The sequence below is a fragment of the Pseudoalteromonas sp. 0303 genome (assembly GCF_013349995.1).
In the GTDB taxonomy this organism is placed as follows: domain Bacteria; phylum Pseudomonadota; class Gammaproteobacteria; order Enterobacterales; family Alteromonadaceae; genus Pseudoalteromonas.
This window is the reverse complement of record NZ_JABVXF010000010.1, coordinates 100149-123964: the sequence shown is the minus strand read 5'-3', so window position 1 is coordinate 123964 and position 23816 is coordinate 100149. Positions and strand designations below refer to the sequence as shown.

General features: G+C 40.9%; 24 protein-coding genes. 16 read left to right on the top strand and 8 right to left on the bottom strand.

Going from position 1 to position 23816, the window contains the following annotated elements:
* Positions 1 to 116: 116 nt before the first annotated feature.
* Positions 117 to 425: an EscU/YscU/HrcU family type III secretion system export apparatus switch protein gene (locus tag HUS62_RS09190; RefSeq protein WP_175079253.1), complete on the bottom strand. Its 309-nt coding sequence runs from the start codon at positions 423 to 425 to the stop codon at positions 117 to 119.
* 5 nt (positions 426 to 430) lie between these two features.
* Positions 431 to 3214: a flagellar hook-length control protein FliK gene (locus HUS62_RS09185; RefSeq protein ID WP_175079252.1), complete on the bottom strand. Its 2784-nt coding sequence runs from the start codon at positions 3212 to 3214 to the stop codon at positions 431 to 433.
* A 102-nt stretch (positions 3215 to 3316) separates the two neighbouring features.
* Here HUS62_RS09185 and ccmA point away from each other — a divergent pair, with 102 nt between their 5' ends.
* Genes ccmA through HUS62_RS09135 form a run of 10 tightly spaced genes read left to right on the top strand, consistent with a single transcriptional unit; the run spans position 3317 to position 11032 of the window.
* A complete protein-coding gene (gene ccmA / locus HUS62_RS09180) occupies positions 3317 to 3937 on the top strand; it encodes a cytochrome c biogenesis heme-transporting ATPase CcmA (protein WP_095209716.1) in 621 nt (206 codons plus the stop codon).
* Entirely contained in the window at positions 3937 to 4623 is a 687-nt protein-coding gene (ccmB, locus tag HUS62_RS09175; protein ID WP_130166649.1) for a heme exporter protein CcmB, read from the top strand. Before ccmA ends, ccmB begins: the two co-directional genes overlap by 1 nt.
* Before the next feature lies 1 nt (position 4624).
* Positions 4625 to 5362 (top strand): heme ABC transporter permease, encoded by a 738-nt coding sequence (locus HUS62_RS09170; protein WP_054553245.1) that lies wholly within the window; start codon positions 4625 to 4627, stop codon positions 5360 to 5362.
* Between the two features lie 2 nt (positions 5363 to 5364).
* Positions 5365 to 5568: a heme exporter protein CcmD gene (gene ccmD / locus HUS62_RS09165; protein ID WP_054553244.1), complete on the top strand. Its 204-nt coding sequence runs from the start codon at positions 5365 to 5367 to the stop codon at positions 5566 to 5568.
* Entirely contained in the window at positions 5565 to 6044 is a 480-nt protein-coding gene (gene ccmE / locus HUS62_RS09160; protein ID WP_054562161.1) for a cytochrome c maturation protein CcmE, read from the top strand. The genes ccmD and ccmE overlap by 4 nt, the downstream gene beginning before the upstream one ends.
* A gap of 1 nt (position 6045) precedes the next feature.
* Complete coding sequence (locus HUS62_RS09155) at positions 6046 to 8001, top strand: heme lyase CcmF/NrfE family subunit (RefSeq protein ID WP_175079251.1); 1956 nt, start codon at positions 6046 to 6048, stop codon at positions 7999 to 8001.
* Complete coding sequence (locus HUS62_RS09150; RefSeq protein ID WP_175079250.1) at positions 7998 to 8567, top strand: DsbE family thiol:disulfide interchange protein; 570 nt, start codon at positions 7998 to 8000, stop codon at positions 8565 to 8567. The genes HUS62_RS09155 and HUS62_RS09150 overlap by 4 nt, the downstream gene beginning before the upstream one ends.
* The gene (locus HUS62_RS09145) at positions 8567 to 9028 is read left to right on the top strand and encodes a cytochrome c-type biogenesis protein (RefSeq protein WP_054562158.1); all 462 of its coding nucleotides are present in this window, start codon (positions 8567 to 8569) and stop codon (positions 9026 to 9028) included. The genes HUS62_RS09150 and HUS62_RS09145 overlap by 1 nt, the downstream gene beginning before the upstream one ends.
* A complete protein-coding gene (gene ccmI, locus HUS62_RS09140) occupies positions 9029 to 10291 on the top strand; it encodes a c-type cytochrome biogenesis protein CcmI (RefSeq protein WP_175079249.1) in 1263 nt (420 codons plus the stop codon).
* Between the two features lie 9 nt (positions 10292 to 10300).
* Entirely contained in the window at positions 10301 to 11032 is a 732-nt protein-coding gene (locus tag HUS62_RS09135) for a VacJ family lipoprotein (protein ID WP_175079248.1), read from the top strand.
* Positions 11033 to 11099: 67 nt separating this feature from the next.
* Here the strand turns inward: HUS62_RS09135 and HUS62_RS09130 are convergent, their stop codons facing one another.
* Positions 11100 to 12323 carry an EAL and HDOD domain-containing protein gene (locus tag HUS62_RS09130; RefSeq protein WP_175079247.1) on the bottom strand — a complete coding sequence of 408 codons (1224 nt, stop codon included), beginning with the start codon at positions 12321 to 12323 and terminating at the stop codon, positions 11100 to 11102.
* Positions 12324 to 12695: 372 nt separating this feature from the next.
* Here HUS62_RS09130 and putP point away from each other — a divergent pair, with 372 nt between their 5' ends.
* Complete coding sequence (gene putP / locus HUS62_RS09125; protein WP_054562154.1) at positions 12696 to 14207, top strand: sodium/proline symporter PutP; 1512 nt, start codon at positions 12696 to 12698, stop codon at positions 14205 to 14207.
* A gap of 62 nt (positions 14208 to 14269) precedes the next feature.
* On the opposite strand, the gene HUS62_RS09120 is transcribed toward putP, so the two are convergent.
* On the bottom strand, positions 14270 to 14572 hold the full coding sequence (locus HUS62_RS09120; RefSeq protein WP_054553324.1) for a YebG family protein: 303 nt from the start codon (positions 14570 to 14572) through the stop codon (positions 14270 to 14272).
* Positions 14573 to 14818: 246 nt separating this feature from the next.
* Between HUS62_RS09120 and HUS62_RS09115 the strand changes: the two genes are divergently transcribed.
* The gene (locus tag HUS62_RS09115; RefSeq protein WP_175079246.1) at positions 14819 to 15112 is read left to right on the top strand and encodes a helix-hairpin-helix domain-containing protein; all 294 of its coding nucleotides are present in this window, start codon (positions 14819 to 14821) and stop codon (positions 15110 to 15112) included.
* Positions 15113 to 15140: 28 nt separating this feature from the next.
* On the opposite strand, the gene HUS62_RS09110 is transcribed toward HUS62_RS09115, so the two are convergent.
* The 3 genes from HUS62_RS09110 to HUS62_RS09100 form a co-directional block, all read right to left on the bottom strand.
* On the bottom strand, positions 15141 to 15443 hold the full coding sequence (locus HUS62_RS09110; protein ID WP_055197970.1) for a DUF6170 family protein: 303 nt from the start codon (positions 15441 to 15443) through the stop codon (positions 15141 to 15143).
* Positions 15443 to 15961 carry a disulfide bond formation protein DsbB gene (gene dsbB, locus HUS62_RS09105; RefSeq protein WP_175079245.1) on the bottom strand — a complete coding sequence of 173 codons (519 nt, stop codon included), beginning with the start codon at positions 15959 to 15961 and terminating at the stop codon, positions 15443 to 15445. Before dsbB ends, HUS62_RS09110 begins: the two co-directional genes overlap by 1 nt.
* Before the next feature lie 129 nt (positions 15962 to 16090).
* On the bottom strand, positions 16091 to 17242 hold the full coding sequence (locus HUS62_RS09100) for a chorismate mutase (RefSeq protein WP_175079244.1): 1152 nt from the start codon (positions 17240 to 17242) through the stop codon (positions 16091 to 16093).
* 334 nt (positions 17243 to 17576) lie between these two features.
* Between HUS62_RS09100 and HUS62_RS09095 the strand changes: the two genes are divergently transcribed.
* Positions 17577 to 20576, top strand: coding sequence for an EAL domain-containing protein (locus HUS62_RS09095; protein ID WP_175079243.1), 3000 nt, complete (start codon positions 17577 to 17579; stop codon positions 20574 to 20576).
* A gap of 29 nt (positions 20577 to 20605) precedes the next feature.
* Here the strand turns inward: HUS62_RS09095 and HUS62_RS09090 are convergent, their stop codons facing one another.
* Positions 20606 to 20935 (bottom strand): translation initiation factor, encoded by a 330-nt coding sequence (locus tag HUS62_RS09090; protein ID WP_055020714.1) that lies wholly within the window; start codon positions 20933 to 20935, stop codon positions 20606 to 20608.
* A gap of 133 nt (positions 20936 to 21068) precedes the next feature.
* Between HUS62_RS09090 and HUS62_RS09085 the strand changes: the two genes are divergently transcribed.
* From HUS62_RS09085 to HUS62_RS09075, 3 genes are read left to right on the top strand one after another with little or no spacing between them, the layout of a single operon-like run.
* Entirely contained in the window at positions 21069 to 21374 is a 306-nt protein-coding gene (locus HUS62_RS09085; protein ID WP_175079242.1) for an STAS domain-containing protein, read from the top strand.
* Complete coding sequence (locus tag HUS62_RS09080) at positions 21374 to 23044, top strand: SpoIIE family protein phosphatase (RefSeq protein WP_175079241.1); 1671 nt, start codon at positions 21374 to 21376, stop codon at positions 23042 to 23044. Before HUS62_RS09085 ends, HUS62_RS09080 begins: the two co-directional genes overlap by 1 nt.
* A 45-nt stretch (positions 23045 to 23089) precedes the next feature.
* Positions 23090 to 23749, top strand: a complete 660-nt coding sequence (locus HUS62_RS09075; protein WP_055197972.1) for a GAF domain-containing protein — start codon at positions 23090 to 23092, stop codon at positions 23747 to 23749.
* Positions 23750 to 23816 lie beyond the last annotated feature (67 nt).

Here is a 23816-nt window from a genome sequence, read left to right as displayed (position 1 = left end):
CAAGAGCGATAAAGCCTAAGCCATCAAAGTACCCACATAAAAAAAGAAATGCCAGTCAGCTTAACTGACTGGCATTGGCCCAATAAGGCGCTTTTTTATTTGAGTACATTTGAGCACTAGGCTTGAATGTTGAGCTTACCTTGAAAGTCTTGCCAACCCGGTGGGAATTTACCACGCAATACGTACGAAAAAGCAATTAACTCGGCAATGACATAATAGAGCTCTTTCGGTATTTCTTCACCTAACTCAAGATGCGATAAGGTTTGTGCTAAATCCGCATCTTGGTGTATCAAAATACCTTTTTGCTCAGCAAGTTTGACGATTTCTTCAGCCAATTCACCAAAGCCTTTACTGGTTACTCGTGGCGAGCTACCAGCTTCGTAGAGTAAGCCAATTGCTGATTTATACACCGCTTGTTCACTCATAAGAATTACACCTTAATGTTAATAATCGCATGGGATTTATAAAAAGCTTGGTGGTTTGACGTTCCTTGTTGCAAGTTTAACTCACCTACATTTAAGCCATGGCCTGCTAATTTATGACGCAGCGTTTCTAAATGCGGATGAGCAAGCGCTGTCACTTCTTGTGAAGAAGCGAGCAACTGGCAATCAACCGCTTTATCCATCACCTCTGCGGTAATTTGTAACTTGCCAAGCTGTGCATAATCAAAGTTCAAGCGCACAAACCAGACATTTTTCGCTTCGAGTTTATTTTTACTTGGCTTTTTATACTGTCCTAAGCTGATTTCTGTTTGCCCTGTTTCAGGAGGTAACTTCATCGGTAAGAAAAACTGTGCTAAAGCACTGTTATCTTGTTGCTGATTGATAGGAGTTGTTTGCACCTGAGCCAACGTGTTTTTTAGTTGTGAGGCTTCAGCCGCCATGGCTTGCATCGCAGGCTGCTGTAGCTGCTCGAGTAATTTATTGCCGTTAACGGCTTTAAAGTTGGGCACTAACACTTGCAGTAAGGCATCAAGACCTGTTTGATTATTAAAACTAAGGTTGGTTGGTGCTTGATTAATAATTGGCGCGGCAAGTGAAGCCACTGCTAATTGTTCTAACCCTTGGCTAAAGCTCGCTTGCTGAGTTTGGCTAGGTAATGCTGTTGGCCTGAGGATACTTAAAAGCTCTCGTTCAATCGTAGTAGGATGCATGTTTTGACTCGAGATCATGCGATTAAATGCTTGATTAACGAGTCGATTCAAATCTACCGAAGACGATGTGTTTTGCTCACTCAGAGCTACAAGTTTTTCTGTTAATTGCACCGGTAGAGGTGTGCTTGCTAAAGGTTTGCTTTCAGGAAGCGGTAATAGCTTAGCAATCAGCGTGGCCTCAATCGGTCTTATCGGCAATAAGGGTTGAGCTAAGTTTGGTTCTTTTGTTGCTAAAAAGGGAGCGTGGAATTGAGTTTGCTGCTGGGCAACTTTTTGTAACCCTGCTGTTTGCTCAACTGGCGCTCGAGTTGCTAGATTATTTTGTTTTATTTGTTCATTAGGCGCTGCTAGAAGATTTTTAGATACTGTTTTTACAGCTTGCTCAGCTTGTTGTTGAGAAGGGGTTATTGCCCCTTTTAAGTCTGGCCTTACATTTTGTGCAGTAGAATTTGGGGCTGAGTTTAATGTCGCTTGTTTAGTTTGTGTAACCTGTTCACTCGGATTTTTAACTACTGAATTAGCAAGGTTACTTTTAGCTTGGGCGAGCTGCTCTGTGGCTGGTTTGTCAGATTTCATGGCAGTAACAGCGCCGCTAACCGCTTTGTTGTCTGCAGGTGTTTTTTGCAAAGTGTTATCTGTGCTCAGCAATGGTGGTTGTGTTTTGCTACTGTTTATTGCTGGTTGACTCGCCTGAGTTTGCGCACTAACAAGCGGCTCTAAACTGACTTTTATCCGTTGCAGTAACTGTATTAAAGGTGGAGCCTTGTTATAACTCACGGGTAAGCTAACTTGCTTTGTAGACTGACTTTCGGTTAATGGCTCTGTCTGTTTAGTCGCAGGTAATGGCGTATTTGCTGTAACTGGCTCACTGGTTTTTTGCGATGCTTGGGGGGCGGCGTGTTGTGGCGCGCTTTGTTGAATAGCGGCAAACTTTACTATATTGATTTTATTAGCATTAAAGCCCAGTTGGCTAATCGTATTTTTGCTTTCAATCAGCTGATGCGTTGACTGGTAAACAGCCGCTTTGGTGGTAGCAGGGAGCTTTTCAAAATAGCGCACTGCATCACTAATACGCTTTTTTAAATCAGCAAAACTGTCTTTTAGCCAAGAGCTAATGGGTGAATTTGAGCTGCTCGATGGCGCAAGCAACTCACTCTTAGGCTCAACAGCTTGGCTTTTTAATGCTTGATTGAATGTCTCTGATAGCGAGTTCTTTAACAGTATTTGTTGCACAGGTGCTTTATTTATAAGTTCAACAGTATTTTTAACTTGCTGGGGTATTAGTTTTAATGCATGAGGATGAAATTGCCACTGCGCTTGAATTTGCTTAGCTTGTTTTGGCGATATTGTAGGTAGCGGTAAAGTTAATTCATTACTTTGCTTGTTTGCAACGCTTAACTGTACTTGCTGCCCAGCTAATTTTAAATTCATTTCAGGGGTTAGCTTAGCCACCAACTCGGCGACTTTTTGTTGGCTAACACTTTGCTGATGGAGTGAATCCCCAAAGCGATTAATTATGTTTAGATTAAAGCTATTTTGTTGGTTGGTAGCAGGCAGCAAAATGGCTTTAAGCGGTGCTTCAGCTTTTAAAAGAGCAACCAGGCTATTATTAAGAGCAAACTCAGCTTTTAATGTTGGTAGTTGTAGTAAAGGTTTACTTGGCGCAATCTGAGCAGGGTGCGGCATATTTGTATTTGCACTCCCTTGCGTTAGCAAGTTCAGTAGTGCTTGTAATTGCTGGCTTTTGCCAAGTGTAATCGTCAGCGGTGCTGGTGTGATAGTCAGCTGTTTACCATCACTACTTAATTGAATATTGGCCGCTAAAAAGCGCTCAGTTTTGAGGTTTTCTTGCTCTGTTGATAAGCGCAGTGTTTGCCATGAGTTATTGATTAGCACGTCCATTTGCACGCTTTGCTTACCAATCACGATATTTCGGGCAGTTAAGCTCTGCTCAGCCAGCATTTTTAAGGCATCATTAGGTGATTGCTGTGATGCACTGCTGATTGCTTTTGAGTCTAGATTAAGCTGAGTGCTGAGAGTCAACTGGCTTTGTTTATTCATTATTTTAGATCAAATATAAGTTAATCGTTTTAAAGCAATATTCGTATTACCCTATCATTATGGTAGACTAACGCCTAATTTTGGGTATAGAGAATCGTCATCTTGTTACACATTAAGGCCGTCACCTGCATCAAGCAAGATCGTTGTTTGTTTGCGGATCTTAATTTCAGCTTGAAATCGGGACAAATTATGCAATTAGCTGGTCCGAATGGGGCTGGTAAAACATCATTATTGCGTATTATCGCGGGTTTCGCTATGGCGGATGAAGGCGATGTTTTGTTCCAAGAACGCTCGATTACAAAATACTATGATGAATATGCACAAGAGTTATTATTTATCGGCCATAAAACGGGTGTAAATACACAGCTTACCGCCCTTGAGAATGTCGCATTTTGGCTAAAAATTAATGGCTACGATAGCAAACAAGACTTGTATCCGATCCTAGCTAAAATTGGCTTAGTGGGTCTTGAAGATGTGCCTGTTCGTATGTTGTCAGCAGGGCAACAGCGCCGTGTCGCTTTAGTAAGACTGTGGCTGAATAGTGCCAAACTATGGATCCTTGATGAGCCATTTACGGCTCTTGATAAAAGCGGCGTTGCATTTTTACAAGAACGCTTTGTTGAGCACCTAAATGCTGGTGGCGCGATTCTTTTAACTACCCACCAAGACTTAACGACACATTTTAGTGACCTACAAACAGTGACTTTGGAGTATCGCCACTGATGGTAAAACAGCATTCGTATTGGCAATTATTCACTGCGGTTTTTTCTAAAGATCTTAAATTAGCGTTTCGTCAGCGTGCTGAAATCGTTAACCCTATCTTGTTTTTTCTTATTGTTATTACACTTTTTCCGTTAGCAATTGGCCCTGAACCCGGTCTACTTGCTCGTATGGCACCGGGCATTATTTGGGTCGCTGCGTTACTCTCAACTATGTTGGGCCTAGATAAGCTATTTCGTGATGATTATCACGACGGAACATTAGAGCAATTAATTGCATCATCATATCCATTACCTTTAACTGTCCTTGCAAAAGTGGCAGCGCATTGGGTGATCACGGGGCTGCCTTTAGTGTTAATGACTCCGGTATTTGCTTTGTTGTTGAATTTAGAAAGTTCAGCGCTTTTAGCAACCGTTCTGACCTTATTGTTAGGTACGCCATTGCTTAGCTTCATTGGCGCAATTGGCGCTGGACTTACTGTGGGACTACAAAAAGGCGGCATTTTAATGAGTTTGCTTGTTTTGCCTTTGTATATCCCTGTACTAATTTTTGCAACCTCGGCTATTGATACCAGCTCTATGGAGCTTGCCTATAGCGGACAGCTTGCAATCCTTGGTGCCATGCTAATCGTAGCGATTATAGCGGCGCCAATTGCCATATCGTCAGCATTGAAAGTGAGTGTAAGTTAATATGTGGAAGTGGTTACATCCCTACGCAAAAGCAGATCGTGCTTACCAATTGTGTAACACCTTACTGCCTTATTTCGCCGTCGTTACGGTGGTTTGTATGATTGTTGGATGGGTCTGGGGGCTTGCTTATGCCCCAGCCGATTACCAACAAAAAGACAGCTACCGAATTATTTTTATCCATGTGCCTTCAGCTATTTTATCTATGGGCGCTTACTCTTCTATGGCGATTGCAGCAGTGATCGCCCTAGTATGGCAATTACGTAATGCAGAACTTGCAGTGATTGCAATTGCACCTGTCGGGGCATGTGTGACAGCGATAGCATTAATTACCGGTGCAGCATGGGGTAAACCTATGTGGGGCGCATGGTGGGTGTGGGATGCACGTCTTACCTCTGAGTTAATTCTGTTATTTTTATACCTTGGTGTGTTATCGCTTTATCATGCTTTTGAAGATAAAAAAGCAGCGGGGCGTGCTGCTTGTATCTTAGCCATTGTTGGGGTTATCAACTTACCGATTATTCACTTCTCGGTGGAGTGGTGGAATACCTTGCATCAAGGTGCAACCATTACAAAGTTTGATACTAAAGCTATTGATCCAAGCATGTTTTGGCCATTAATGGTTAACATTGTTGCGTTTGCAGGTTTTGTTGGTGTGGTGACGTTAATCCGTCTTAAAAACGAAATTCTCCAACGTGAAAAGCATCGCCCTTGGGTGCGTGATATGGTTGAGCGAGGTTAATCATGCAGTTTGATTCTTTTGCAGATTTTATTGCCATGGGTGGCTATGGCTTTTATGTATGGTTGTCTTTTGGTAGCTGTGCATTAATTTTACTTGGTATTTTATTTAGTTCGTTAAACGATACAAAACGTATTTTCTCTTCAGTAAAGCAGCAAGCACAACGTGAAGAGCGCATTAAGAAAGCGAAGCAAGAGGCAGGGCAATGAATCCAAGACGTAAAAAACGTTTATTAGCTGTTGTAGCCATTATTTTTGGTGTGGGTGCAACGATTGGTTTAGTGCTGTACGCACTGCAAGAAAACATCAATTTATTCTATACCCCAAGTGAACTTGTTGAGGGTAAAGGACCAAACAAAGAAAAACCGCATATTGGTCAGAAGCTACGTATTGGCGGCATGGTTGTACCTGGCTCAGTTGTTCGTGACGAATCAAGCTTAAAGGTAAGCTTTAAACTGATTGATAAAGGCCCTATGGTGACAATTAATTATCAAGGGATTTTGCCGGACTTATTCCGTGAAGGCCAAGGGATTGTGGCGCAGGGCGTGCTAGTTAAAGCCAATGAAATTGATGCCTTTGAAGTACTTGCAAAGCATGATGAAGAGTACATGCCTGCAGAAGTTGCTGAAGCTGTGAAGGGTATCAAGCACGAAAAACCGACGTATAACTTAGATAACGGCAATTAATATGATCCCAGAACTCGGTTATTTTTCTTTAACACTGGCCATGGTGCTCAGTGTTCTATTGTGTATTTTTCCTTTGTGGGGCGCGCATACCGGCAATTTACGTTTAATGCGTGCCGCCCCATCACTGGCAATTGGACAATTCGTATTTGTACTTTTGTCTTTTGCTGCACTTGTTTATGCCAGTTTAACCGACGACTTTACTGTTTCGTATGTTGCTTATCACTCAAGTAGCACCTTACCTTGGTACTACAAGATAACCTCGACATGGGGTGGTCATGAAGGGGCAATTTTACTCTGGTTAGTAATGCAAGCGGGTTGGACCGCTGTAGTTGCTATGCGTTCGCAATCATTACCTTGGGTATTACGTGCTCGTGTACTGGGTGTACTAGGCTTTTTAGGTGTGGGCTTTATGTTATACACCTTATTAATGTCGAGCCCATTTGAGCGCTTATTGCCTTATTTCCCTGTTGAAGGTCGCGATTTAAATCCGTTATTGCAAGACCCTGGTATGATCATTCACCCGCCATTGCTCTATATGGGCTATGTGGGTTTATCTGTGTCGTTCTCATTTGCTATTGCAGCGTTACTTACAGGTAAGCTTGATAATACCTGGGCTAAGTGGTCTCGTCCTTGGACTATGACAGCATGGGGCTTTTTAACACTCGGTATTACCATTGGTAGTTGGTGGGCATACTCAGAACTTGGCTGGGGTGGCTGGTGGTTCTGGGATCCAGTTGAAAACGCATCATTAATGCCATGGCTTGTGGCAAGCGCATTGCTGCACTCATTATCAACCACCGAAAAGCGTGGTGTATTTAAGTCGTGGACCGTATTGTTGGCTATTGCAGCATTCTCGTTAAGCTTACTGGGTACCTTTATTGTTCGCTCGGGTATCATTGTATCTGTGCATGCTTTTGCCTCAGATCCTAACCGCGGTATGTTTATTTTAGCTTTCTTAGCCATTGTCGTTGGTGGTGGTTTATCGCTTTATGCATTACGCGTCTCACAGGTGAAAAGTGAAGGCCGTTATAAGTTTGCCTCACGTGAAGTTGCGCTTTGGCTAAATAATATTTTCTTAGTTGTGGCAACGCTGATTGTATTGCTAGGTACATTACTGCCAATGATCCACAAAGAACTTGGCTTAGGTAGCATTTCGATTGGTGAGCCGTTCTTCAATAAGATGTTTGCTATTTTACTGGTACCGTTTGCCATTTTAATGGGGATGGGTCCGTTGTTACGTTGGAAACAAAATAAATGGTCGATGTTGCAAAACAAATTTGCGCTATCGGCTGTAGTTAGCCTAGTTGCAACGGCAGCGTGGTTATATTCAAGTTACGATGTAATTGCGCCTATTACCTTTATTGCAACTACGCTAGCGGTATGGATTGTTGTTACTACACTGGTTGATTTAGCGGCAAAAGTAACTATTCACAAAACCTTAGGCGAAGGCTTTAAACGTTTAGGGCTAAGCTATTGGGCGATGGTTTTAGGCCACGTTGGTTTAGCGTTCGTAATTGCAGGTGTAACGCTAACCTCTGCTTACTCAGTAGAGCGTGATGTATCAATGAAGCCGGGTGATACTGTGGCTTTAAGTGAATACCAGTACAGCTTTGATGGCGTTAAGTCTATTCGCGGTGCTAACTATAGCGGCCATGCTGGGGTTGTCACTGTGCTGAAAAACGATAAACAAGTAACCGTTTTACATGCTGAAAAACGCCGTTATGACATTGGTATGCAGTTTATGACTGAAGCGGCTGTTGATGCAGGCTTCACACGTGACTTATATCTAGCGCTTGGTGAGCAATTAAGCCAAGGTGCGTGGTCGTTACGTATTTACCATAAGCCTTATGTTCGTTGGATGTGGCTCGGTGGTATCTTGATTTCACTGGCAGGCTTTTTAGTACTTGGTGATAAACGCTACCGCCAAAAATCGACTAAGCAGGAGGCTTCAGCATGAACCGTAAACTACTCGCACTAGCACCTTTATTGGTTTTCGTTTTACTGTGTGTGTTTTTATATCAAGGCTTGTTTGCTAACCCGCGTGAGCTGCAAACAGGGCGTATTGGGCAGGCTATGCCAGCCTTTAACCTACCAGACTTGATGGATGAGTCAAAGCGTTGGACAGATAGTGATTTAAAAGGTGAAGTTTACTTACTTAATGTGTGGGGCACATGGTGTCCGACCTGTTTAGCTGAGTTAGGCTATTTAACCGAGCTTAGAGAGCAGGGCGTTAAGATTGTTGGCTTATACTACGAGCAAGGCTACGACCCTGACTTTGATGGCCAGTTTGATATTAACGCATTACGCGATGACGTCACTAGCATGCTTAATCGTGCTGGCGACCCATATCAATTTAATATCTTAGATTTAAAACGTACATTAGCCCTTGATTTAGGTGTGTCTGGTGCGCCAGAGACTTTCTTAGTCGATAAACAAGGCACTATTTTGCTGCACCATACCGGCGATATTAATCCGCGTGTGTGGCAAGCCAAATTCGCACCGTTAATGCAGGAGTTACAGTAATGAGACTCGTGATTTTTTTAGCAAGTTTGCTTATCACGTTTAGCGCATTTGCAGAGCAAGACAAGTATCAATTTGATGATAAAGAGCAAGCTGTTCGCTTTAGTGAACTAACCAAAGAGCTGCGTTGCCCTAAATGTCAAAACCAGAACATTGCCGATTCAGACGCTGTTGTAGCCAAAGACTTACGTGACAAAGTATTAACGCTGGTAAAAGACGGCAAAAGCAAAGATGAAGTCATCGATTATATGATTGACCGTTACGGTTACTTCGTACATTACGATCCACCAGTAACACCAGCAACCTTAGTGTTATGGGTATTGCCAGTATTAATTGTGGTACTTGGCTTTGGCTTTATTGTTTTACGCCAACGTAAGGCATCTGTAAAACAAACATGGACAGAGCAAGACGAGGCGCTGCTTGCAAAGTTAATTGAACAAAATCAACGTCAGGAGCAAAGCTAGATGGCATTAATGTGGGCTTCTTTTGTTTTACTCACACTGGTTGCATTGCTATTTGTTGTCGTTCCGTTTTTTAAACGCGAACGTATTCAACGCCTTGATCACAATGCAAACTCGGAGTTAATCCGAATTTATCATCAACGTTTAGACGAGCTTAAAGCTGACTTAGATAACCAGCGTATTGATGCACAAATGCACGATGAGTCAGTTATCGAACAAAAGCGTCGTTTACTCAATGAATTGTCTCCAGAAAAAGCGCTAAATAGTAAAGGTAACAACCGTATTTTTGCGCTTACTGGCGCTGGCTTTTTAATTGTTTTAACGGCTATCTTTTATGGCTACACGGGTAGTCAGCAGCAAATTAAAGGCTGGCATGACGCGATGGCAAACCTTAAGTCGTATGGTGAACGTGCCGTAATGCAAGATGGTGAGCCGTTAACACCGAATGAGCTGCAAGCATTTGCTTTAGCATTGCGTACCAAGCTTGATCAAAGTGGTGATGATGAAGTGGCGTGGATGCTGCTAGGTCGTGTTGCTATGTCATTAAATGAATTTGATATGGCAATGCAGTCATTTGATAAGGTTCTTAAAATGAACCCAGATAACAAGCAAGTGCTGATCAGCTACTCGCAAGTTCTGCTAATGGAAGGCAGTGATGCGAATATGTCTCGTGCGGCGACTATGTTATCGCGAGTGTTAAAAGCAGAGCCGACCAATATTGATGCTATCTCATTGCTAGCCCTAATTGCTTATGAGCGTAAAGATTGGCTGCAAGCAAAAACTGCGTTTGAAGTACTGCTTGCAAGTATGCAGCAAAACGACCCGCGTTATAGCATGATTGCAGAGCGAATTGCTGAAATTGATGCTCATTTAAATAATGAGCAGCAAGTTACAAATACAAAACCTGCAGAAGCTTCAAACAGTGAAATTAGCATCACAGTTGATTTAGACTCAGCACTTGCAGATTCGCAGCCACAAAACGGCACCTTATTTGTTTTTGCAAAAGCAGCCAGTGGTCCACAAATGCCATTAGCTGTGGTAAAAATGACCGAATACAGCTTTCCGTTAACTGTGACGTTGAGTGATAGCAATGCCATGGTTGAAGGCTTGAATCTATCAAGTGTCGATAAAATTATTTTAACTGCGCGTTTATCAAAAGATGCAACTGTGGTAACTTCTAGCGGCGAGTTGGAAGGCAAGTCAGATGTTTTAGAGCGTGCAAACGTAAAAGAATATTCGTTGCTAATTAATGAGTTAATACCTTAAGGATAGCCGATGTTTAGGCACAGTATATTTTTTATCTTTTTTGTAGTGCTTGCAGGATGCGCACAAATACCTGAAGAAAAAGCGGATGAGCGAGACCCATTACAGTCGTTCAACCGTCCTATGTATGATTTTAATATGGACGTGCTTGATGCTTATATTCTTCGCCCAGCAGCCGTTGGCTACGTTACAGTAACGCCAACACCAGTAAGACGCAGCATTGTTAATTTTACCGATAACATCACTGCACCAACGGATATGGTCAATGCTGGCCTGCAAGGTAAACCTGGTAATATGGGTATTAGCCTAGCACGCTTTTTAGTGAACTCTACGGTAGGTCTGTTCGGCTTTTTTGATGTAGCTTCATCGCTGGGTTTAGAAATTGTCGATGAAGACTTTGGTCAAACTCTAGGTGTATGGGGTGTTGGTGATGGCGCATACTTGATGATCCCAGGTATGGGACCAAGTACTGCACGAAACTTAACTGGTGATGTGGTCGATAACTTTGTTTTACCCGAGATCACGTTAACAACACCGCAGACAATATTAGTCTTCGCGCTGAAAGCGGTTGAGGCCCGTGCTTCATTAATGCCACAAGAGAGCTTGTTAAACGAGTCGTTAGACCCATATATTTTCGTGAAGGATATTTACTTCCAGCGTCAATTATATGAGCTACATGATGGTAATCCGCCAGTTGAAAAAGAAACGGATGATTTTGACGAAGACTTTTTAGAGAATCTTTAAGCTTATTCAAATCAAAAAATGCCAGCAATTGCTGGCATTTTTTATAGAACGAAGAGATTGGTATTCATCAGTCCCCAAACACACTCATCTGCTCATTAGACCAACTTAGAGCATCGTGATAAGCATCAGGTACTTCTTCAGGTTTGAGCCCTAACTGTTGCTGAATCTCTTTTGCGTTGTCCCAATCTGCCTGTTCATAAAACTTAACAAGTGATAAATAGGTTGCCAGCAAACCTTCACCATGAAGAAGGGCACCTTTTATTTCATTCGTTAATGGCAGTTTGCCCATTACGCTTGGCATATCTTCATCTAAGATAGCATCCATTAATGACATCATGCCTGTTAAGAAAGCCATACCTGTATCGCGTAACTTACCATGACTAATTGCCAGTAATTCAGCAAACCGTGCTCGGGTTAGCGACAGGCGGATCAGTTCAGCAGGTTTATCTGCAGATACTTGAGCTGCAAATAACAACGACAAGAAACGTTTAATTTCTTCACTACCTAAAACAATAAGTGCTTGTTTAATCGTGCTTATTTCGGCGCGGCGTTTAAAAGCAGCTGAATTCGAGTAGCGAAGCAGTTTGTAAGATAAGTTAACATCACGCTCGAATACCTCAGTGATTTTTTTGAGGTTTAAATCCATGCTTGACGTTTCATACAATAGCTCGGCAAGGGCCATCTCTGAGGGCGGTAAGGTTTTGCTTTGAACCATCTCAGGTTTTGAAAAGAAGAAGCCTTGAAAGTAACTAAAGCCCATTTCTAGAGCAAGCTGGTATTTCTCGTAAGTCTCGACCTTCTCAGCAAGTAACTTGATGTGCGGGTGAGGTTTTATTGCCTCAATAACTGCTTCAATTGACTCTTTGTCTGCGGTTAAAAAATCAATTTTGATCATATCGATAAACGGATAAAAATGACGCCACACAGGTTGATGTATGTAATCATCAAGGGCTAGAGTATAGCCACGATCTTTTAAATCTTTAACCAGTGCAAGTAATCGCTTGCCAGGTTGAATAGTTTCAAGAATTTCGACAACGACTTGCTCTTTGCCCAATAACAGAGGGTAACCTTTTTGGAGCGTCTCTAAAGTGAAATTAATGTAAGCTGGTTTGTTATCCGTTAAATCTTCTAAACCAAAATTAAACTGACTACCTTCAATGAGCCGTGATGTTGCTTCATCGCCATCAATGTCAGGAAACACGTTATCTACGCCATCCCTAAACAGGAGTTCGTAGCCGACAAGTTTCTTTTCCTTATCTAAAATAGGTTGGCGTGCAGCGTAAAAATACATAGTCCTGGCATGTCCACTTCGGTTAATTCATTTATCCATCAGCAATATATGTCATTGTGCCTGAAATAGCATTAATTAAATGCGAGTATTATGAGGATAAATACTGATTTTATTCTGATCTTAAGACTAGGATAATTTGCAATTGAATTCTATAACTTGCGATTAAATATCATATTTTTGTTATGAAAAGGTTGAAATTGTAAACCCTGCCATTGAACTGCTTGATTGGAGTTGTAGGGGGGAAGCATGTTATAGTCATGGGTGATATCGGTTTTTACCCCAATAATGTCTTAAAATTAAATAACTTGCGAGTCATTATTCGGATTAAAAGCCAACATTAAACAACTTTTGGAGGCTAATTTGGAAACAGGAATGATAATTTCGTTAGCAATGTACTTCATCGTCATGCTGGGGATTGGGCTGTATGCTTATAAGCAATCTACCGACGATGTATCAGGCTATATGCTAGGTGGTCGTAATTTATCACCAAGTGTTGCTGCGCTTTCAGCTGGCGCATCAGACATGAGTGGTTGGCTGCTAATGGGCCTACCGGGTGCAATGTATTTGTTTGGTTTAAGCAAGGTTTGGATTGCCATAGGTCTAGTACTCGGTGCTTGGGCTAACTACTTCCTAGTCGCGCCTCGTTTACGTGTTTACACAGAAAAGGCGAATGACTCAATCACCATTCCAGATTACTTCGCGAACCGCTTTGATGATAATAAAAATATTCTGCGTGTGATCTCTGCGATTGTAATCATTGTTTTCTTCACCTTGTATACCTCATCAGGTGTTGTTGCAGGCGGCAAGTTGTTCGAAAACTCATTTAATATGAGCTACGAAATGGGTCTGTACATCACAACCGGTGTTGTCGTGTTATATACCTTGTTTGGTGGCTTCTTAGCAGTGAGCCTGACTGACTTTGTACAAGGCTGTATCATGTTTATCTCGTTGCTGGCTGTGCCAATTGCAACGTTTACCATGCTTGATCAGCCAGTTATGGATACACTTGCAAATGCACGCTATGACTTATTATTAAGCTCACCAAAAGAATCAGAAATTCATGCACTTAATATGATGGATTGGTTTGCAGGTGGTTCAACGATAGCGATTATTTCTGCAATGGCATGGGGCCTTGGTTATTTTGGTCAACCACATATTATTGTGCGTTTTATGTCTGTGCGCTCTGTGAAAGATATGCCGACTATGCGCCGTGTGGGTATGTCGTGGATGACGCTTTCAGCTATTGGTGCTGTGCTAACAGGTCTATTTGGTGCTGCTTATATGCTTGAAAACCAAATGCCAATTGATGATAAAGAAACGATTTTCCTAGTGTTGTCTGAGCTTATCTTCCACCCTTTAATTGCCGGCTTCTTATTGGCAGCTATTTTAGCGGCGATTATGAGTACTATTTCATCACAGTTATTAGTTTGTTCAAGCTCACTAACCGAAGATTTTTATAAGATTTACTTAAACCGTAGTGCATCTCAAAAAGAGCTGGTTTTAGTAGGTCGTATTAGTGTTATTTTGGTTGCTCTATTTGCTATTTACCTAGCCTATGACCGCGATAGCTCTATCTTAGATTTAGTGAGTAATGCATGGGCTGGTTTTGGTGCTGCATTTGGTCCACTCGTATTACTGAGCCTTTACTGGAAGCGTATGAACTTACAAGGCGCTATTAGTGGTATGGTTGTTGGTGCTGCAACAGTGCTGTTTTGGATTTACGCGCCAATTACAATTGATGGCCAAGCATTAAGTGCAATCATTTATGAGATTGTCCCAGGCTTTATTTTATCAACAATTGCTATTGTTGTTGTTAGCCTTACAACTGCTGAGCCGAAAAAAGAAATTACAGACTTATTTGATGAAGTTGAGTCGTCACTGTAGTTTTTGATTAAACACAAAAAAGGGCAACATCTGTTGCCCTTTTTTATGATCTAAATTTGCGTTTAGCTTGCCGCTTTTTCTTTTATATCAGCAACGTTGTCGTCTGACTTTGCTTTTTTAGGCTTAGCTGGGGCGTCTTTTGCACCTTTAAGTACCGCCATAAATTGGTCTTTTTCTTTTGCCATTTCAAGCGCCAGTGACTCAATTTGTTGCTCGCTTAATGGTACATCAACTTTTTCAAGCATTAGTTCTAATGACTCAGCAATGTCGAGCATTTTGTCATACGCATCAGCTTCTTTCTTAGTAGTAAACGTCATGCGCTCGACTCCGTTTCTTTCTACAACATATTTAACAACAACAGCCATGATTTCTCCTGCATTTAAGCGTGGCATTTGCAGCGTAATACCGCTACTTTGATTACTGTTTTTATATACAGTAATGCTTTGGGGCTTACTTTGCAAGTAACTTGAGAAAAATTTTATTCAGCAAATTTGACAATAATAGGGACATTAGCTTTATTTAAATTGTTACCCAAAGTTAAACACAAGCGATGGAGTGAGTGTTGGGTAATAGCTAACTACCTGTCCAAGATGGACATCATGGAGGAAATTATGAAATTACTATCAAGTATTTTACTTGCCACAAGCATTGCGTTACTACCTGCTACATCGGCATTCGCCGTTAAACCAACCGAAGCAATACAAGTTAAAATGCAAAAGCTCAGTATAAACAAAGCCAGCATAGATCAACTTACTCAATTACCGGGTATTGGAGAGTCAAAAGCTAAAGCGATTGTTGAGCACCGTAAAAAGCAAGGTCCGTTTAAGTCGGTAGAGCAATTAAAAGAAGTAAAAGGAATTGGCGATAAGCTATTTGCTAAACTTGAGGGGAAAATTACACTATAAATAGCGGGCTATACACCTAAACAGGGCGTTATTCGCCCTGTTTAAATTCATCGATAGCTTTGTCTAAATGCGCTAATGCGAACATGTTTTCGATAGGTGTTGTGATGAGTGGGTAACTTAAGCCCGCTAACAATAACCAAGGAATAAGCATCCAGCCTTCAAAGTAGGCCAAGCCTAAAAATAATGGTGCTAAAAAGGCAAGCTTACATACTGATAAAATGATCTTTTTGCTTGGGCTTAAATGAGCCAAAGCAAGGGCAATAATTTGCTGGCGTTGCCTTACTTTAAAGCTTTTTAAAGCAGGGATTTGGCTAGTAAAAAAATAAATCATTATAGCGACTTTTTGCTCACTAATCGGCTAACTAGAACAGCCACAAATACCACTGAAAATGCTGCAAAAATCACTTCCATCCATGCTGGCATACTCATAGAAGCAAACTGCCAATCGATATTTCCGCAATCACCAGTAGCGGCAAAGAAGCTAGGGATCCATTCATGCAAAGGCATAAAACTTGGGAAGTTAGGTTCAAATGCACAGCTAAATGCAAAAGGGTCAGTATTGTTTTGCATTGCAATGTGTTCTTTGGCAATAAAGTAACCCCAAATTGCAGAGACACCCCAAGTGGCAAATGCGACTAAGCGAACAACCATATTTTGTGGGTTAATTGCACCCATCACACCCGCTGCAAGTAAGCCTAAAACAGCGGTACGTTGATATATACACATGATGCATGGCTCAAGGCCCATGTTGTATTGAAAAAATAACGCAGTGATTTCAAATGCGAGGGAAATAACGGCTAATAATAACCAAGGTGTTCTTTTAGTTGCTAATTCTGCTAACCAATTCATGAAAGTTCCAATTTCAAATTGTTTTCAAGATTATGCTCAGACAGGGCAGTGGGTGCAAGTATCTAAGATGAAATTATACGAAAAAGGAGCCAACCAGCTCCTATTTATTAATCATACCTAGGTTGGCTATTACACACTAACAGCTTGCAAAGACTCACTTTGATAACAGCCTAATACACGGGTGTATTGGGTGTGTTCTTTTAGTTCTTCAAGCGCTTGCTTAACATGTAAGTCATCAAGGTTTGCTTCAAGGTCAACATAAAACACCTCTTCCCATGGGTTTCCTGGTACTGGGCGAGATTCCAATTTTACCAGGTTAATTTGATGTTGTTTAAAAATCATCAAGGCATCAGCCAATGAACCCGCTTGTTGTTTGGTCGCCATAATTAAACTGGTTTTTGTTGGAATTTGCTTTGATACTTGTAATGGTTTACGCGCGACAACAATGAAGCGGCTGTGGTTTTCACTTTGGTTTGCAAGGCCAGACTTAATTACCTCTAAACCGACGTTTTTACCTGCTTGTGCTGAGCCGATAGCGGCGCTGTTTGCAGTTTCAACCGCTGATTGCAATGCGTGGAAGGTTGAATCACAGGTTTCATGCTGAATATCACCTAAACCCTGAATGAAACGGCTACATTGAGCAAAAGGCTGCGGGTGAGCAAAGATTTTATTAATGTGAGAAAGCTCAGTACCCGGCATAGCTAATAAACAATGTTCAACGCTATGAGTGACCTCACCTACAATTGATACTTGTGCATGTTGTAATAAATCGAACACTTCATTGATACTACCTGAACTGGTGTTCTCAATTGGCAGTAGGCCAAAATCAGCTTGGCCACTTTCAACTTTGCCGGTGATTTGATCAAAGCTCGAGCAGCCCATCTCAATCACTTTACCTGGGCGGCGGCTGAAATACTTATGGCAGGCTAATTGGCTATAAGAGCCTTGACCACCTAAATATGCAACACGATGACTTTCGCTCATTGCTTCAGGGTTTAGATTCTTTTGTAGCATGGCTTGTTGATTCAAAACAGAATCTTCAAGAATGGTTTGGAACACATTATTAATGTAGTACGCATCTAGACCGAGCGACTTACCATAATTAATGAGCTTTTCGAGTAATGCTTGTTCGCGGGCTTCATCACGAATTGGTTTGTTATTGGCAATTTTATATTCAACTACGCTGTGGCTAATACGGCGCCTTTTAGCTAGTAACACCAATAAGTCGGAATCTATTTCATTAATATCGTGTCGTAACGCATTTAATGTATCAATGCTCATGTTGGTTTCCTCATTCCAAAACAGTGCACAAACAAAAAAGCCTCCCAAGTGGGAGGCTTTAGCTATTCGGTGAATTTATCTCGCAAACAGTTAAGCCTCCTCTATCTAAAGAAGCTAAAAAACGAAAAGTAAGTGCGAGAAATAATTTGTTTCATTGGGTTAATGTAAAAACACTTGTATGTAAAGTCAACTGCCTATCGCAGCTAATTTAGAAAAGATAGGTGTTTACTCAGAAAATTCATTTATATTTATAAAAAATTTATAAATATAAAAATGAATCTGGTATATTTGTTTTTGCACAATAAATAATAACAATTATTAATAAGGTAGTCCTGTGGTGTATCGACGACCGCCATCACGTTTTGGTGTAAATTCATTAAGTATGAAATTGTCGCTGCTGATCTCTGCGATTTGTTTGATTGCAGGTATATGTGCTGCGGCTTTGATGCTTAAATCTGAAGAAAAACAGCTTGTGTTTGAAGAGCACGAACTTTTAAAGCACTCTAGTGAACGCTTGAGTCGTCAATTCAACCGCCTGATCAAAACTAAAATCAACATCGCTGAGCAGGCGAATAACGTTGTTAGTAGTCAACTACTTCAAAATGAATCGCATTTACAAAGTAAACGGAGTGCAGATATCAAGTTTGCTGTCGATGGTAGTATCCGTAGTACCTCAGAAAATGGCTTATCGGCTGCGTTTATCCCTCAAGATAATTATTCTGAATTTTATAAACAGCTTATAAACGATTCTGAATCGCTATGGAAAATCGTTTCACCGACCTTAATCCAAGACTTCTTTAATTTTTACTTAGTTACCAAAGATAACTTTATTCGAATCGCGCCACCAAACTGGGCGCTTAATGTACCGGGTGACTTTGACTTCACCAAAAACGAAACCTTCAATTACGCTCAAGCTGCAACTAACCCAAGCAGAGAAGCTGTATGGTCAAAAGTGTATTACGACACTATTTGGCATAAGTGGGTGGTGAGTGTACTTGTGCCTATTTACTTCGAAAACGAATTTTTTGGAGTAACAGGCAGTGATATCGCGCTTGAAACCTTATTGGCACAGTTGCCTATCGGTGACCGTGAGCAGCATCTGTTAGTGTTTGATGCAAAAGGTCAGCTGTTAGCTCACCCTGATTTAGATAAAACCACGCTTGAGCAATATGGTCGTGAAGGTAAAAAATTACTGACCGAAGATTTTGTAAACCCTGATCTGCAAAAACTAGTGTCTGAAACCATTCGTTTAAAGCTACCTGAGTCGGCAAATTCATTTGTACAAGATGGTGAAACACATATTATCAATATTCGTAAAGTCGAGAATCTAAATTGGTATATTGGAATTTATAAAAAACGTTCGTCGGCACTTTCAGCACTTGAAGAGTTAAAAGTAAAATTCTTCGGCTTGTTTATCTTGTACGCTATTTTAGTTGCCTTGTTATTGCATCAAGCACTTTATCAACTAGTACTGCGTCGCATTCACTCGTTAGTTAATGCGGTAGTTAGTTTTGGCAAAGGGCAATTACAAACTGAGTTTCCAAAGGCCAATAAAGATGAAATTGGTACGCTCAATGGCTCGTTTAGAGACATGGCCATTGAAATTCGTAAGTTGATTGATGGTCTAAACCAGCGCATTAGCGAAAAAGAAATAGCTGAAAAAGCCGCGAATCGTTTATCTAAGGCTGTGGCTTTCTCGGGTACCGGTGTGGTGATCACCAATCAAGACTTTGAAGTCAAATACGTGAATCCGAAAATGGTTGAAATGACCGGTTTTGAGGAGCGTCACTTTATTGGCTCGCCACTGTTGAATATCATTTCACAAGAAATGGCGATTTTAGTCGATGATATTGATATCGATTTGCGTAGCCGTAATTATTGGCGCGGGGATACCCTATTACAAGGGAATGAACGCCAATCAGTTTGGGTTTCGTTAAGTATTTCACCAATTCGTGAAGATGGGGGTGAGATCACCAGTTACGTGGCATCAGCTCAAGATATTTCGTTTGTAAAAGAAAGCCAGCGAAAGATGGAACAATTGGCTTATTTTGATACATTAACGGGGCTTGCTAACCGTACTTTCTTTAGAATGCAGCTGCGCAAGTCTATGGCACTGGCTGAACGTGGTCACTATGCATTTGCCTTATTCTATTTTGACTTAGATGAATTTAAACGTATCAACGATACGCTAGGGCATGATGCAGGGGATCAGTTATTAGTAGAAGTGGCTAACCGTTTGAAAAAGCGTTTGCGTACCGAAGATACAATAGCGCGTTTAGGTGGTGATGAATTCGCGGTATTATTAAGTGGTATTGAGCACCAAACACACGCTATGGAAGTGGCTAATACGATTCAGCGCACGCTTAATGAGCCTATTAAGTTAGGTAACAATGAAGTTATCATCAGTGCCAGTATTGGTATTACGATGGCACCGTTTGATAGTCAAGAAGAAGATCAGTTACTTAAACATGCCGACCTTGCTATGTATGAAGCAAAAGCGAAAGGGCGTAATACTTTCCATTTCTATAGCCAAGAGCTTAATGCGGCAGCAAACGAACGCTTATTTATTGAAAATGAGCTTCGTACTGGTATTCGCGAAGGGCAGTTTAGAGTTTATTATCAACCACAAGTTGATTGTAGAAATAACCAAGTAGTTGGCTACGAAGCACTTATTCGCTGGTTCCACCCTAGAGAAGGGATGATCCCACCGACCAAGTTTATTCCTATTGCTGAGGCAACGGGCTTAATTGTTGAGTTAGGTGCGTGGATACTGCAAGAGGCGTGTGAATTTGCAGCGCGTTTAGCTAGCCAAGATTTAAAGAATAATATTTCAATTAATTTATCGGCACGTCAGTTTAAAGATGCGAATTTAGTGTCGACACTGGATAAGATCATCAAACAAACAGGAGTTGAGCCTAAACGCTTACACCTTGAGCTAACAGAAAGTATGCTGATGGGGCATGTTGAAGCAGCTATTCTACAACTGCATCAGCTAAAAGCTTTGGGCGTGTCAATTTCAATCGATGACTTTGGTACAGGCTACTCTTCACTGAGTTACCTTAAACGTTTCCCTGTCGATATTTTGAAGGTTGATCGCTCGTTTGTAAAAGATATTCCACAAGATAGTAATGATATGGAAATAACCGCTGCGATCATTGCAATGGCGCAAAAGTTGAAGCTTAATGTTGTTGCTGAAGGGGTGGAAACCATTGAACAGATTGAGTTTTTACAAAACAACAATTGTTATATTGTGCAAGGTTACTACTATAGTAAGCCTATCCCAGAAGAAGAGTTGCCAACACTTTATGAACAGCTCAACTCATTGAATTCATAAAATACAGAAATCAAAAAATAAGGGGGTGATTAGCCCCCTGCAATTTTAACTTTAAATTTTAGTCCTTCGAGAATCGCTTTTAGCTTATCTCTGTCATCACCTTGAACTTCGATGATACCGTCTTTTACTGCACCACCTTGGCCCATTTTACTTTTAATAGTTTTGGCTAATTTTTTTAAATCATGCTGCTCGCTGTCGATACCAACAACTAACATCACGCCTTTACCTTTGCGCCCTTTAGTTTGACGTTCAATGCGTAAAAAGCCGTCTTTAAAAATTTTACCTTGGCTTGGTTTGCTTTCTTTAGGTTGCTCAATGCGACCCGTAGCAGTTGAATAAACTAGATTATTTTCGCTCATGGTAGATCTCGTTATAAAAGCTTGGCTAAATGATAACAAATTTCATCCTAAGTGTTTTAATTTTTGGCTTATTTGTTTTAAGCGGTTATATTTAGTTAAGTATCAGGAAAGATTTGTTTATTAGGAGTTTATTATGAGTTTAACGCGCAGCACTTCTGCTGATGGCGCTATATTAACCATACAAATCAAAGGAAAATTTGATTTTAATTTGGTGCAATCTTTTCGTCAGGCGTACGCCGATCTCAACGACAATATCGATAAAGTGGTTATAGATCTCAGAGAAACAGATTACATGGACAGCTCAGCGTTAGGTATGTTGCTGAACATGAAAAAAAACCTAACAGGCAAAGTTGAAACAATTCAAATCAGTAACTGCCAACCGCAACTGAAAAAAATCCTGCAAATATCACGTTTTGATAAAAAGTTCGATATTGATTGATGCTTAATATTCTGGTTGTAGACGATCTTGCCTTAAATCGTCGCTTATTAACCGTGATGTTAGAGCAGCAGGGCTACCGTGTTTATAGCGCTGAAAACGGTCTTGTTGCTTTAAACCTGCTCGAAGAACACACCATTGATATTGTGTTACTCGATGTCATTATGCCTGTGATGGACGGCTTTGAAACCGCTGCTATCATCAAAGAGCGCTTTAGCCAAGTCTATTTGCCGATTATTTTTATTACCTCTTTAGAAGACGAAGCGAGTTTTGAGCGTTGCTTAGCGGTTGGCGGCGATGACTTTTTACATAAGCCGTTTCAAGAAGTGATTCTTAACGCGAAAATTAAAGCGCACAGCCGGATCAGAAATTTAAGTCAAAAGGCACGAGAGCAAAATCTACAACTTGAATATCATCAAAATCAAGTCGAACGCGAACATGAAATTGTCGAACATATTTTTAATAATGCGCTAGAGAACCAACAATCTTTTCCTAAGCATTTAGATTTTCATTTATCGCCTGCGGCTATGTTTAATGGCGATATGTTTTTGGTCGCACAAAGCCCATTAGGTAGCTTATATTGCATGCTTGGTGACTTTACTGGTCATGGTTTAGCTGCTGCAGTCGGTGCACTGCCTGCTTCAAGAGTATTTTATACTATGGTGAGTAAGGGCATGTCGGTGAGTGATATTGCCGCAGAAATTAATTCCGTATTGGGTAAGTTATTACCAGGTCACATGTTTTGTGCTGCAACCATCATAGAGCTTAGCAGTACCGGAAAAAGTATCTCGGCATGGTTAGGTGGCTTACCCGATACCTATATTATCAATCAAAGCGGTGAGGTCATTCGTACCCTTGAATCTCAGCACATGGCACTGGGTATTTTAGAAGAAGATGAATTCGAACGTGCACTTATTCATATTGAAGTAGAAGACACATGCCGTATTGTCATGGCAACCGATGGTATTATTGAAACGACTAGCCCACATGACGAGTACTTTGGTGAGCATCGTTTTAAAAAAGTGCTAGCCTCAAAACCTGCTATTTCTACTGAGCAAGTACTTGAACGAGTCAATAAATTTGCCCGTGGTAGTAAACAACAAGACGACTTGAGCCTCGTATTATTAAATTGCTTACCAATGCGCGAGCCTGAGCAAAAATCAGAGCCGCTATCTGCGTTACCCTTTAATTTTTCATTGAGCTTAAATTCAAAACAAATCAAAAGTACCGATCCGGTGCTGGAAGTTGTTGATGTAATAAGCAAAGTAGCAGGGTTAAATGCACATCGCGCGAATATCTTTTTGATACTCTCAGAGGCGTATAACAACGCTTTAGATCATGGGGTGTTAGGTCTCGACTCAGAGGTCAAAAATCAGGATGATGGCTTTTTAATTTATTATCAACAACGTGAAGAGGCACTTGCAGGTTTAACTGATGCCTTAATCATTATTGATATTCGTTATTGCCCGGAAGAACTTGCTTTATATTTTACTATTTGCGACTCAGGAAATGGTTTTAGTAAAGATCTGGCAAACCAACAAAGCCTTGTAAGAGAGCATGGCAGAGGCTTGTGCTTACTTGGGGAAGTAGCCTCAAAAGTGACCTTCAATAGTGCAGGCAACCAAGTCGAAATTTATTATCAATTAACAGCAAGCAGTACTAGCTCACACTAAAATCGCATGTTATCATTCTGGCATTATAGATGTTTGGATGGCTAAATGATTTCTAACTACTTATCGACAGCTCAGCTTAAATTACCAGAAAATTTGGTTGCTGAGCAATTATCAAACCTTGAACATTATCTTGCAGAGTCAGCTTTACCAGCAGTGCGTTGGGAGTATCAAATTCCTGAGCTAGGCGAGGGTGGTGCGTGTAGCTTGTTTGGCTACTTACAAGATGAACCATTCAAATTAAATGATTATGTTGCCGATGATGCTACCAATACTGAAAAACTGGCTAAGCTTCAACAAATTATCGATTTTGTTGTTGCCCAAACTCAAGTTGATTGGTTTGGTATTTATCAAGCGACAGAGACTAATGAAGGTTCTCAGTTATTAAAGCTGGTTTATCATGGTGCACCGAGCCGTCCATTATTCCCGCTAACTGAAGCATTTGCTAAAGGTAGTAACAATGTTCAAGTTGCACTTTCTAAGCAAGGGCGTGTGATCAATAACGTAGCCGATTACCTCGCACAAGGTGGTGAGTATTATACTTGCGATCCTAAGGTGAAAGCTGAGACTTGTTTACCATTATTATCAGACAAAAATGAATGCTTAGGTATTATAGATGCAGAAGCATTTAATAATGATTTCTTTGATCAGCAAACCCTTGCATTACTTGTGGCTTGTTGTATTAAAATTCCTCAACTCTTGGTCTAATTTAACTAGTAATCAGGCTGGGTTTTTATGTTAAGCTAGTGGCAACGCTAACCCCTATAAAAAGAGA

What these genes read in the sequence shown, in the direction of transcription:
- HUS62_RS09190 (WP_175079253.1), bottom strand. Translation starts at nt 425, where the DNA reads ATGAGTGAACAAGCGGTGTATAAATCAGCAATTGGCTTACTCTACGAA.
- HUS62_RS09185 (WP_175079252.1), bottom strand. Translation starts at nt 3,214, where the DNA reads ATGAATAAACAAAGCCAGTTGACTCTCAGCACTCAGCTTAATCTAGAC.
- ccmB (WP_130166649.1), top strand. Translation starts at nt 3,937, where the DNA reads ATGGTAAAACAGCATTCGTATTGGCAATTATTCACTGCGGTTTTTTCT.
- HUS62_RS09170 (WP_054553245.1), top strand. Translation starts at nt 4,625, where the DNA reads ATGTGGAAGTGGTTACATCCCTACGCAAAAGCAGATCGTGCTTACCAA.
- ccmD (WP_054553244.1), top strand. Translation starts at nt 5,365, where the DNA reads ATGCAGTTTGATTCTTTTGCAGATTTTATTGCCATGGGTGGCTATGGC.
- ccmE (WP_054562161.1), top strand. Translation starts at nt 5,565, where the DNA reads ATGAATCCAAGACGTAAAAAACGTTTATTAGCTGTTGTAGCCATTATT.
- HUS62_RS09155 (WP_175079251.1), top strand. Translation starts at nt 6,046, where the DNA reads ATGATCCCAGAACTCGGTTATTTTTCTTTAACACTGGCCATGGTGCTC.
- HUS62_RS09150 (WP_175079250.1), top strand. Translation starts at nt 7,998, where the DNA reads ATGAACCGTAAACTACTCGCACTAGCACCTTTATTGGTTTTCGTTTTA.
- HUS62_RS09145 (WP_054562158.1), top strand. Translation starts at nt 8,567, where the DNA reads ATGAGACTCGTGATTTTTTTAGCAAGTTTGCTTATCACGTTTAGCGCA.
- ccmI (WP_175079249.1), top strand. Translation starts at nt 9,029, where the DNA reads ATGGCATTAATGTGGGCTTCTTTTGTTTTACTCACACTGGTTGCATTG.
- HUS62_RS09135 (WP_175079248.1), top strand. Translation starts at nt 10,301, where the DNA reads ATGTTTAGGCACAGTATATTTTTTATCTTTTTTGTAGTGCTTGCAGGA.
- HUS62_RS09130 (WP_175079247.1), bottom strand. Translation starts at nt 12,323, where the DNA reads ATGTATTTTTACGCTGCACGCCAACCTATTTTAGATAAGGAAAAGAAA.
- putP (WP_054562154.1), top strand. Translation starts at nt 12,696, where the DNA reads ATGATAATTTCGTTAGCAATGTACTTCATCGTCATGCTGGGGATTGGG.
- HUS62_RS09120 (WP_054553324.1), bottom strand. Translation starts at nt 14,572, where the DNA reads ATGGCTGTTGTTGTTAAATATGTTGTAGAAAGAAACGGAGTCGAGCGC.
- HUS62_RS09115 (WP_175079246.1), top strand. Translation starts at nt 14,819, where the DNA reads ATGAAATTACTATCAAGTATTTTACTTGCCACAAGCATTGCGTTACTA.
- HUS62_RS09110 (WP_055197970.1), bottom strand. Translation starts at nt 15,443, where the DNA reads ATGATTTATTTTTTTACTAGCCAAATCCCTGCTTTAAAAAGCTTTAAA.
- dsbB (WP_175079245.1), bottom strand. Translation starts at nt 15,961, where the DNA reads ATGAATTGGTTAGCAGAATTAGCAACTAAAAGAACACCTTGGTTATTA.
- HUS62_RS09100 (WP_175079244.1), bottom strand. Translation starts at nt 17,242, where the DNA reads ATGAGCATTGATACATTAAATGCGTTACGACACGATATTAATGAAATA.
- HUS62_RS09090 (WP_055020714.1), bottom strand. Translation starts at nt 20,935, where the DNA reads ATGAGCGAAAATAATCTAGTTTATTCAACTGCTACGGGTCGCATTGAG.
- HUS62_RS09085 (WP_175079242.1), top strand. Translation starts at nt 21,069, where the DNA reads ATGAGTTTAACGCGCAGCACTTCTGCTGATGGCGCTATATTAACCATA.
- HUS62_RS09080 (WP_175079241.1), top strand. Translation starts at nt 21,374, where the DNA reads ATGCTTAATATTCTGGTTGTAGACGATCTTGCCTTAAATCGTCGCTTA.
- HUS62_RS09075 (WP_055197972.1), top strand. Translation starts at nt 23,090, where the DNA reads ATGATTTCTAACTACTTATCGACAGCTCAGCTTAAATTACCAGAAAAT.